At 34.2% G+C, this 10,946-nt stretch carries 10 protein-coding genes; 8 read left to right on the forward strand and 2 right to left on the reverse strand.

The features are described from left to right. Nucleotide 1: 1 nt before the first annotated feature. Nucleotides 2-412, reverse strand: a complete 411-nt coding sequence (locus tag DWB61_RS14325; protein ID WP_158614437.1) for an Hpt domain-containing protein — start codon at nt 410-412, stop codon at nt 2-4. A gap of 397 nt (nt 413-809) precedes the next feature. Between DWB61_RS14325 and DWB61_RS14330 the strand changes: the two genes are divergently transcribed. The 8 genes from DWB61_RS14330 (at nt 810) to DWB61_RS14365 (ending at nt 10,406) form a co-directional block, all read left to right on the forward strand. Then, complete coding sequence (locus tag DWB61_RS14330; RefSeq protein ID WP_125031598.1) at nt 810-2,525, forward strand: PD40 domain-containing protein; 1,716 nt, start codon at nt 810-812, stop codon at nt 2,523-2,525. A gap of 281 nt (nt 2,526-2,806) precedes the next feature. Continuing rightward, nucleotides 2,807-3,910, forward strand: coding sequence for a glycine cleavage system aminomethyltransferase GcvT (gene gcvT, locus DWB61_RS14335; RefSeq protein ID WP_125031599.1), 1,104 nt, complete (start codon nt 2,807-2,809; stop codon nt 3,908-3,910). 313 nt (nt 3,911-4,223) lie between these two features. Next, nucleotides 4,224-5,300 (forward strand): 3-phosphoserine/phosphohydroxythreonine transaminase, encoded by a 1,077-nt coding sequence (gene serC / locus DWB61_RS14340; RefSeq protein WP_125031600.1) that lies wholly within the window; start codon nt 4,224-4,226, stop codon nt 5,298-5,300. 150 nt (nt 5,301-5,450) lie between these two features. Further along, nucleotides 5,451-6,374 carry a 3-phosphoglycerate dehydrogenase gene (locus tag DWB61_RS14345; protein ID WP_125031601.1) on the forward strand — a complete coding sequence of 308 codons (924 nt, stop codon included), beginning with the start codon at nt 5,451-5,453 and terminating at the stop codon, nt 6,372-6,374. Nucleotides 6,375-6,447: 73 nt separating this feature from the next. Then, complete coding sequence (locus tag DWB61_RS14350; RefSeq protein ID WP_125031602.1) at nt 6,448-6,819, forward strand: four helix bundle protein; 372 nt, start codon at nt 6,448-6,450, stop codon at nt 6,817-6,819. A gap of 71 nt (nt 6,820-6,890) precedes the next feature. Continuing rightward, a complete protein-coding gene (locus tag DWB61_RS14355; RefSeq protein WP_125031603.1) occupies nt 6,891-8,141 on the forward strand; it encodes a DUF1015 domain-containing protein in 1,251 nt (416 codons plus the stop codon). 173 nt (nt 8,142-8,314) lie between these two features. After that, a complete protein-coding gene (locus tag DWB61_RS14360) occupies nt 8,315-9,541 on the forward strand; it encodes a DUF438 domain-containing protein (protein WP_125031604.1) in 1,227 nt (408 codons plus the stop codon). Between the two features lie 142 nt (nt 9,542-9,683). Next, nucleotides 9,684-10,406 carry a hypothetical protein gene (locus tag DWB61_RS14365; RefSeq protein ID WP_125031605.1) on the forward strand — a complete coding sequence of 241 codons (723 nt, stop codon included), beginning with the start codon at nt 9,684-9,686 and terminating at the stop codon, nt 10,404-10,406. Nucleotides 10,407-10,429: 23 nt separating this feature from the next. Here the strand turns inward: DWB61_RS14365 and DWB61_RS14370 are convergent, their stop codons facing one another. After that, the gene (locus DWB61_RS14370; protein ID WP_125031606.1) at nt 10,430-10,804 is read right to left on the reverse strand and encodes an endonuclease domain-containing protein; all 375 of its coding nucleotides are present in this window, start codon (nt 10,802-10,804) and stop codon (nt 10,430-10,432) included. Nucleotides 10,805-10,946: the final 142 nt, after the last annotated feature.

Here is a 10,946-nt window from a genome sequence, read left to right on the forward strand (position 1 = left end):
ATTAAAGCTCTAATAAAGCTTTTCTCAATTCAGTTATTGCTATTGGAGTTTGGTTAAGAAATTTGCTAACAAGTTTAGGTATGAAAATTAAATCAATATCATTAACTTCTTCATTGCGAACGTTGTTCCAGATTCTTAAGTCATCATCATTAAGCTTATGCCTGTTTTCAATTTTCTGTTGAAGTTCAACTTTTTGATTGCCTTTAGAATAGTGTTCAATTTTTTCTAAACAATCTCCTAACTCATCCATTCCCATGATTCTTACTGACGATTTTGCTTTGTGAGCAATGGCACCAAGTTCAGTCCATTGTCTATTTTCAAAGTAGCTTGAAATACCTTCAGTAAATTCAGGGTTTTGTTCAATAAATATTTCAACCATTTCAATCATAATATCTTTATTATTTCCAGACATCTCTTTCAAGTATGATAAATCAATGATTTTAGTGTTTGAGTTCATTTTTATCCTATGAATTAATGGAACTAAGTCCTTAAGTTTAATGAGTTTTTCTGTTTTAAGCTCCCTTGTGCGAGATGTTTGTTTAAAATCTAATTATAAGCAATTGAATTTAAACTATAAACGCATTGAATTTATTCAAGCTTTGCTTATTATACAATATTAATGAATTATTTTTAATTAGGCTATTATAAATCTCTTATTGTAGATTGTAGTGTGACCTTTCTAAGCCAATCTACTAAAAATATTGATGATACTTATTTTTTATGCTTGTTAAAAAATAGAAGAATTGCTCTTCGTTTGTTCTTTAAATTTCTTAATTTAGTTGATGTTTATTTAACTAAAGATGTAATCTATGCTATTATTACGAATGCTGTTGATGTTAACTTTTCTTTCTATTGGGAGTGTTTATTCTCAGGGTTTTATGCGAGTTGATCCTTCTGGGTTTGTTGGAGATAGTATTGAGGGAAAGCGGTTGTTGAAAAATATAAGTAAGGCTAAAAAGCTTTTTGATAAAGGAGAATCTTCATTTGCAGAATGTCTAGATCTTCTCTTAGAGTGTAATGCATTTAATGGTGACAATGCGGAATTGAATTACAATATCGGTCAGTCTTATTTGAGGTATGGTAAAAAAGAATTAGCGAAAGAATATTTTGAACAAGTTAAAATTTTGAAACCAAACATAAATGCTGAACTGTATTTGTTTTTAGGACAAGCTTGTCAGTATACCAATGATTTTTCAAAAGCTATTTTAAATTATAAAACCTATGTTGAAATTCTTCAGCACGAAGGTGTAAAGCGCAATGAGGATAAACTATCTGCTGTTTTTAAATATATTGATGAGTGCAAAAATGGGCAAATTTTGTTCGAGCAATCTGCTGATTTTGATGTTGAAAAATTACCGTCACCAATTAATTCTGAAGCCAATGATGTGCTTGCAATAAAAGAGGGATCTAAACTATTTTTTAATTCAGATAGAATAATTGTTGGAGATAAGAAGAAGGATAGAAAGGAGCCATCTTTAAGAGGTTTTAGTGTTGTACTTATCAATGGGGAATGGGCAAATTTTAGTGTTTTAAATGATGAAAAAAAATCGCGTGATTTACCTAGGATGGTTGCTAAAGTAGATGATAATCAGTATTTGTTCTATGACAAGACTACGGGGGGAGGAGATTTAATCTTCATGCAAAAAGATGAAAAATTCTGGACTAAAGAAATGGATGTGTTTTTTGTGAATGAAACAAAATCTAATGAGTCATCGGCATCTTTTACTTCAGATGGAAATACCGTTGTATTTGTAAGTGATAGAGATGAAAAACAAGGAGATATCTTTTATTGCCAAAAAAATGATGCTGGTGAATGGAGCAAGCCGATAAAGTTTGGTGATCAAATAAATTCGAAATTTGATGAAAGAGATGTTTTTTTATCTGGTGATGGAAAGGTGATGTATTTTAGTTCTAAAGGAAGAAATTCAATTGGGGGTTATGATATTTTTAAATCTGAGAAAGATGAAAATGGAAATTGGATGGTCGCTAAGAATATGGGAATTCCAATTAATTCAGCATTTGATGACTGCCATTTCTTTCCCTATGAAGGTAATTCGTTTTTATTCGATTCTAATAGAGGTGGAAATGGCAAATTTGATATTTATGGCAAGAAACTTATTGTAGAAATTGTTACAGAGGATGAACGGCTTGAACCAATTAAGCCAATTGAAAAGATTGAAGCAGTTATACCTGTTGAAAAAATCGATATTCTTCCTGAGGTTATTCCATTGCCAATTCCAGTTGTTGAGAAAGTCGCTGTTGTACTGACGACTTATAAAATTCAAATAGCAGCTTCAAAGATAGAAATGAAAGATGCTGAATTGATAAAACTATATCGAGGTAAAGAAAATATAGTTAGCTCATATGATGGTGAATGGTATCGATACACAATCGGGAATTATGAGAGTATGGAAGATGCTATTTATTTTAAAGATCGATTGGGTGTGGAAAAAGCCTTTATCGTTAGTTTTGAGAATGAGACAAGGAAAAAAATAATAACAAATTACAGTTTATCTAGGAAGTAGTGTAAATTGATAATTATAGAATATCCGGTTGATCTTAAAAATATGCTTTATAATACCATGTATATTTTGAAGTTTAATTGGTATTTTTTTGCCTAGAATTTGTATTCTTTTACATTTGCAAAACAAAATAGAATGAAAATTCAATAAGTACAATTATGAGGAGTATGGATATTTTTTATAATTGAGTGAGTTATATAAACAATACTTAAAATAAGAACTGAAATGTTTTTCTGGTTTTATGGGAAAATACATTGAAATCTTAAAATTCAAACAACAAACAGATGAAAAGAACTGCATTCACTAGTTTTCATGAAGAATTAGGCGCTAAAATGGCTGAATTTGCTGGTTATAATATGCCTATTGAATACACTGGTATTAAGGATGAGCACATGTGTGTTCGTGAGAAATTAGGTGTATTTGATGTTTCACATATGGGTGAATTTTGGGTAAAAGGGCCAAAGGCTTTTAGCTTCGTTCAGAAATTGACCACTAATGATGTGGCAGCTTTAACTGATGGAAAGATTCAGTACTCATGTTTTCCTAACGGAAAAGGTGGTATTGTTGATGACTTGTTAGTATACTGTATTGATTCTGAAACTTATTTATTAGTTGTAAATGCAGCTAATATTGATAAGGATTGGGCTTGGTGTTGTAAGAATGCTGAAGAAATGGGCTTAGAAGTTGGGAAAGAACTTTATAATGCTTCTGACGAAATTTGTCAGTTAGCGGTTCAAGGTCCTTTGGCACTTAAAGCTATGCAAAAGCTTATTGATGTTCCTGTTGAAGATATGGAATACTATACTTTCAAGAAAGTAAATATGGCAGGTATTGAGAATGTAATTTTCTCAACGACAGGTTATACAGGTTCTGGTGGATGCGAGATATATGTAGCAAACGAGGATGGTGAGAAATTATGGAATGCCGTAATGGAAGCTGGAAAAGAATTTGGTATTCAGCCAATTGGTTTAGCTGCTCGTGATACACTTCGTCTTGAGGTTGGATTCTGTTTGTATGGTAATGATATTGATGATAATCATACACCAATTGAAGCAGGTTTAGGTTGGATTACTAAATTTGTTGATGGTAATGATTTTATCGATAGAGAATTTTTCGAAAAACAAAAAGCAGATAAGCCAACTCGCTTTTTAAAAGGTTTTGAAATGATTGATCGTGGCATTCCTCGTCATGGCTATATCATTGAAGATGCCGATGGCAACGAGATTGGTGAAGTAACATCAGGTACTAGTGCGCCTGCTCTTGGGAAATCAATTGGTATGGGGTATGTGAAATCAGGATTTCATAAATTAGATACTGAGATTTTTATTCGCGTAAGAAATAAAGCGCTTAAGGCTAAAATTGTAAAAATTCCTTTTTACAAAAACTAAGAATATTTGCATGAGTAGATTAAACTTGAGATGATCATTTTAATCTGCAATTCGATTCTAAAAGCAGGCTTGTGATACTTCACAAACCTGCTTTTTTTTGTTAGTTTGGCTGTCGTATCAGAAAACGATTTCGAAAGAAGTGTTGTTTTCTATTTAACTGCTAGATATTCAAATGTATATGTGGGTAATTGAAGCGGTAGCGTTTTTTGTTGAAAAACATGTAAAAAATGATTTTAGACGGCTAAATTCTACATTTTTATTTGCAAATTTGCGCATGAATATGCAAACGTTCACATTTTAAAAAATATTGAAAATGAAAGTACATAATTTTTCTGCAGGACCCTCAATCCTTCCAGACGTAACAGTAGAAAATACTGCTGCAGCTATTAAGAATTTTGCCGGAACAACACTTTCTTTAATGGAAGTTTCTCACCGTAGCAAAGAATTTGTTGCCGTAATGGATGAAGCTATTGCTTTATTTAAAGAATTGTTGGATATCCCAGCAGGATATTCAGTAATGTTTGTAGGTGGTGGAGCTTCAACTCAGTTCTGCATGGTTCCTTACAACTTGATGGCAAAAAAATCAGCTTACCTTAATACAGGTACATGGGCTAATAAGGCTATGAAAGAAGCTAAGTTGTTTGGTGAAGTTGTTGAAGTTGCCTCTTCTAAAGAGACTATTTACAACTACATTCCTAAAGGATATGAAATTCCTGCTGATGCAGATTATTTCCATATTACAACTAACAATACCATTTATGGTACAGAGATCAAGCACGACATGGACGTGAATGTGCCTCTTGTTGCTGATATGTCTTCTGATATTTTCTCTCGCCCAGTTGATGTATCTAAGTATGCATTAATTTATGGTGGAGCTCAAAAGAACCTAGCGCCTGCTGGTGTTACTTTTGTAATCGTTAAAGACGAATTACTAGGTAAAATGGATCGTCAGATTCCTACAATGTTGAACTACCAGACACATATCGATGGTGAGTCAATGTTTAATACACCTCCAGTAGTTCCTGTTTTTGCTGCTTTACAAACTTTGAGATGGATCAAAGAACAAGGTGGTGTTTCTGCTATGCAGAAAATGAACGAAGATAAAGCTGCGGTTCTTTACGATGAAATCGATAGCAATCCAATGTTCAAAGGTACTGTAATCAATAAAGAAGATCGTTCATTAATGAATATCTGCTTTATCATGACTGATGAGTACAAAGAGCTAGAGAAAGAATTTTACGAATTTGCAACTGCTAAAGGAATGTCTGGTATTAAAGGACACCGTTCAGTTGGTGGTTTCCGTGCATCTACATACAATGCATTGCCTAAGGCAAGTGTACAAGCATTGGTTGATTGCATGAAAGAATTCGCAACAATACATGTAAAGTAATTACCTGATTATATGGATTTGAGTAAGGTAACTTGCTCAAATCCTTATTTTGAGTCATTAAAGCATGAGGAACGACTAAAGGGATCCGAAAGGATAACTTCGATTTGGCTGGCAATGACATTTTATTTTTGAACGTTTTAAAATAATAAAATGACTAAAGTTTTAATTGCAACCGATAAACCTTTTGCTCCTGCTGCTGTAAACGCAATTCGCGAAGTAGTTGAAGGTGCAGGATATGAACTAGCTTTGCTAGAGTCATACACAGATAAGGCTGAGTTAATAGCAGCTGTTGCCGATGTTGATGGAATGATTATTCGTTCTGACAAAGCTACCCGCGAGGTAATTGAAGCAGCTAAAAATCTAAAAGTAATTGTACGTGCAGGTGCAGGATACGATAATATCGATCTTGAAGCTTGTACTGAAAATGGTATTGTGGCCATGAATACTCCTGGTCAGAATTCAAACGCTGTAGCTGAGCTTGCATTAGGAATGATGGTTTTCCTTGCTCGTAAAGGTTATAATGGAAAAGCTGGTGTTGAGTTAAGAGGTAAGAATATCGGTATTCATGCTTATGGTAACGTTGGTAAACACGTTGCTAATATTGCTAAAGGTTTCGGAATGACTGTTTATGCATTCGATCCTTTTGTTGCAAAAGAAGCTATTGAAGCTGATGGAGTTAAGGCAGTAGACACAGTAGAAGAGTTATATAGCACTTGTCACTATGTTTCGTTGCATATTCCTGCCAACGACAAGACTAAAAAATCAATTAATTACGATTTGTTGAATAAGATGCCTGAGGGTGGTATTCTTGTGAACACAGCTCGTAAAGAAGTAATTGATGAAGAAGGTATGTTGAAACTTATGGAAGATCGTAAAGATTTTGCTTATATCTCTGACATTGCACCTGACTGTGCAGATGAATTCGCTGCTAAATATGAAGGTCGCTTTTTCTTTACTCCTAAGAAAATGGGAGCACAAACTGCTGAAGCTAACATCAACGCTGGTATCGCTGGTGCTAACCAGATTGTGAACCTTATTGAAAAGGGAGACGAGACATTCAGAGTGAATAAGTAGTTCCTTAGTAAATGAGTGAAATAGAATACAGTGAATAAGAGTTGAGTAAATATTCAAATGATTATTCTATAAAATGACAACATTTGACTTTGAGAATCTGGATTTGTATAAAAAGACCATGTTTTTTATCGATATGGTTTATGACTTAACGGCTAAATTTCCGAAAAGTGAATTACTCGGATTGTCTAGTCAATTTACCAGAGCAGCTAACTCTATTGCTTTAAATTTAGGCGAAGGGTTCGGAGAAACAGTTGCCTTGAGTCTTAGATACCTTAGAATATCAAGAGGATCAATTAGAGAATGTGTTGTTTGTTTAGAAATAGCTCATCGTAGATGTTATATTTCTGATGAAGAAAGTGTAATAGCTCGTTCTCTTTTAGTTGAACTTTCAAAAATGTCTATGGGATATAAAAAATACCTTGAGAAAAAGAAAGTTAGCAAATAATAAACTCTTTCACTCATTAATTATTTTACTCTTTAATTAAACAAAATACATAACATACAAAATACCAAATCATGGCAATTGTAAAACCATTCAGAGGCTTACGCCCAACTAAAGATATCGCTAAAGATTTAGCTTGTTTACCATATGATGTAATGAACTCGGAAGAGGCTGCTCAAATGGCAGAAGGTAAAGAATGTTCTTTGCTTCACATCACTCGTGCTGAGATTGATTGTCCTGCTGGAACAGACGTTCACTCTAATGAAGTTTATGAAAAATCGGTGTCTAACCTTAAGCTATGGCAAGAAAAAGGTTGGTTAAAGCAGGATACAGAAGCTAAATTCTATATCTATGCTCAAACAATGGACGGACGTACTCAGTACGGTATCGTTGCAAATGCTGCTTGTGAAGACTACAGAACTGGTGTGATCAAGAAGCACGAGCTAACTCGTCCTGACAAAGAGGAAGATCGTATGATTTTGACTCGTTACACTGAGGCTAACCTTGAGCCAGTATTCTTTTCATACAAAGCTGTTCCTGAGATTGACGCTATTGTAGCGAACATCGTAAAGAACGAAGTAGCTGAGTACGATTTTGTTGCTGAAGACGGATTCGGTCACCATTTCTGGCCTGTAAACGACGCAGCTACTAACAAAGAGTTGGAAGAGTTGTTCGCAACTAAAGTTCCTTCTACTTACGTAGCTGATGGTCACCATAGAACGGCTGCTGCTGCTCGTATTGGTGATGAGTTTGCTGCTAAAAACCCAAATCACACTGGTGATGAGGAGTACAACTACTTCATGGCTGTTCACTTCCCAGATGATCAATTGGCAATTATCGATTACAATCGTGTAGCTAAAGATTTAAACGGAATGACTGAAGTTGAATTTCTAGCTAAATTGGAAGAAACTTTCGCAGTTGAGTGCATGGGCGAGGAGATCTACAAGCCAGCTAAACTTCACGAATTCTCTATGTACCTTGATAACAAATGGTATAAATTGAATGCTAAAGAAGGTACTTACGATGATAAGGATCCTATTGGTGTATTAGACGTAACAATCCTTTCTAGCCATGTGTTGGATAACTTATTAGACGTTAAAGATCTTCGTACGACTACTCGTGTTGAGTTCGTAGGTGGTATCCGTGGATTAGGTGAGTTGAAGAAACGTGTTGATAGCGGTGATATGAAAGTAGCTTTCGCTTTATACGCAGTTTCTATGCAACAATTAATTGATATTGCTGATACAGGTAACATCATGCCTCCTAAGACAACTTGGTTTGAGCCTAAACTACGTTCTGGATTATTGATTCACAAATTGGACTAATTCCAATTTTATCATATTTCTTTAGAAGGGAATGCCGTATGGCATTCCCTTTTTTTATCCCATTTTTATCTAAAGCTATGGTTATAATGTTTTTTCAATTAAAAGAGAATTGGAAATGTAATAATCATTGAAAATAGCGTAAATTAAAGTTTGAAATCAATGAGCTAAAAAATATGTCAGAATTTATAAATAATAACCAAGCTAGAATAGACTCCCTTTATGATTTTTGTTACCGATTAGCGATTGGAGAAAAGGGAAGCTTGCTCATAAAAAAACATCAGGCTGCGATTGATGATTTAACTGCCAATGATATCATTCTTGTCGTTCATCGACTGGTAGAGTCTGATTTGCCAATGGGTGATTTGAAAATTGGAATTAATAAAGCTCTAAATGTTTTTCACAAACAGATATTATCTCAAAAACCTATTGCATTGCCCGAAGATCATTTTCTGACTTATTTGAAAAAAGAAAACCGAGAGCTTGAAAGAAGATTACAAAATCTGAAATCATGGGTTAAGGATTTTAATAATGAAAATCTTGATACTGTAAAAGTAGCTGAGCATATAAGAGTCGGAATTGAAGATCTGATGCAAATGGAAAAGCATTATGTCAGAAAAGAGAATATTCTTTTCCCTTATTTTGAAAAGGAGTACCCTCAGTATAAATGCCTTGGGGTGATGTGGTCTATTCACGATGATATCAGAACAAGACAGAAGGCTTTATTAATGGCTCTTTTGGAAGTAAATTTGGATAAAAAACACATAAATAAACTCTTGGGTGATCTGTTTTTTGATATGTATACCATTATCTTCAGAGAAGAAAATCTATTGTTTCCTGTCGCTCTTAATGCTGTAAATCAGGATGCCTGGGAGGATATGTTACAGCAAAGTGATGAATTAGGTTATGCTTATATTCAGGCTCCTAAAGTTGAGACAGAGAGACCTTTGAAAGCTGATCAATCATTTGAATCTGATTTTTTAAGTGAGAATAAATTGGAAAATACCTTGCTTAACTTCGATACAGGTTTGATGACCTTAAAACAAGCCATTCTTTTGTTGAACAATCTGCCTGTTGATATTACGATGATTGATGAGAACGATAAGGTCTGTTTCTTTTCAAATCCCAAAGAGCGTTTCTTTCCCAGGTCAAAGGCTATTATTGGGCGTACCGTTCAAAATTGTCATCCACCAGAAAGTGTCCACATTGTAAATGAATTGGTAGAGGCATTTAGAGATGGTAGTAAGGACAGTGAACCCTTTTGGATAGAAATGAAAGGACGTTTTATTCTGATCCAATACTTTGCTCTTAGAGATGAGAAAGGCGTTTACAAAGGCTGTATTGAGGTTAGTCAGGATTTGACAGATATACGCAAATTAACTGGAGAAAAGAGATTAATGTAAACTAGCTTATTGAAAAGGAGAATATAGACTAGGCTGAAACGCAATATTTCAGTCTAGTTGATGTTTGTTTAATTATAAACCATTTGACTCTTTGTAATGGAATTTATTATATTTACTCACCCAAATCGAAATAAACGACCCCATGAAGTTTGATTACTGTAAAGATGATATGATTCTAAAGGTTTACCCAACCGTGAGTGCCTGCTTCGAAGAAGCTTTCTCGTTGATGAAAAAGCATTTTTGGATGCTGATTTTGATTGTCTTCGTTGGTAGTGCTATTGAGACTCCAATGTGGTTTATGCAGCAAACTAAAACAAGCACTGATGGATATGAATTTACCTTTAGTATTTTAGAATTAATACAAGTCGTTTATTATTTTGCTATCGCATCGATATACTCTTATGGTGTGATCCACGTCTTTACAAAGGTTGCCAGAAAAAAAGATTTTGTATTTGAAGAAACGCTTTTAGGTTTTAGAACTTTTTCAAGAGCTATTCTGAGTCGATTATTAGTTGTGTTGGTAGTAGGCTTTGGTTTAGTCTTTTTATTAATTCCGGGAATATTTCTTGCTTGTCGTCTGGTTTTTGTTCCCTATTTAATTATGGATAAAAAGCATAAGGTTGTTGAGTCTCTTAAACTGAGTTTTTATATGACCAAAGGGTATTTCTGGACTATTTTTGGGATGGGGATTCTTTCTTTTATCATTATCATGCTTGGTTTGGTTTTATTAGGCTTTGGTATTTTAATATCACTCGTTTGGATCAATTCTGCTTTTGCAGTTTTCTACAATGCAGCTGAGGATCTTCACTATATCGATGCTTGTAAAGAAGTGGGTGTTGTGCCAGAGGAGAAAGAAGAAGCTTAAGCTATCGGGCTTAGGGGAGTATTTTAGTTTTGTTGTTCAATCCAGTTGATAAGGTCATTTATCACTATTCCTCTATTTCGCTTTACATCAATATCATCAAACCTCAAAAATTTAACACCTTCAGCTTCTAAACGCTTTTGTCTATTTGCATCATTTGTCGCGATAAGTTCAATCGAATGGCTTTCGCCATCAATTTCAATGGCTAATTGGAGTTCATGACAGTAGAAATCTACGATATAATCGAGCATGGGAACTTGTCTGTGAAATTGAAAACCTAGGATTTGTTTATTTCTAAGTTCACACCATAACAATACTTCCGCAAGTGTACTTTCATTACGAAGCTTTCGTGCCAATTGCTTAAGATCTTTTCTGTAAGGTATAATTTTATTTTTACTCATGATTTCTGATATATTTGGAGTTGCTACATTTACTTGGACAGTGAGTTAAGGTATAATTATCTTAATAATTTATATCTTAGAAAATGGAAAAAGAGAGACGAAAATTTAGTAGAGAGTTTAAATTAAATGCTGTTGAGTTAAG

The sequence above is a fragment of the Ancylomarina euxina genome, assembly GCF_003863355.1.
GTDB classification, from domain to species: domain Bacteria; phylum Bacteroidota; class Bacteroidia; order Bacteroidales; family Marinifilaceae; genus Ancylomarina; species Ancylomarina euxinus.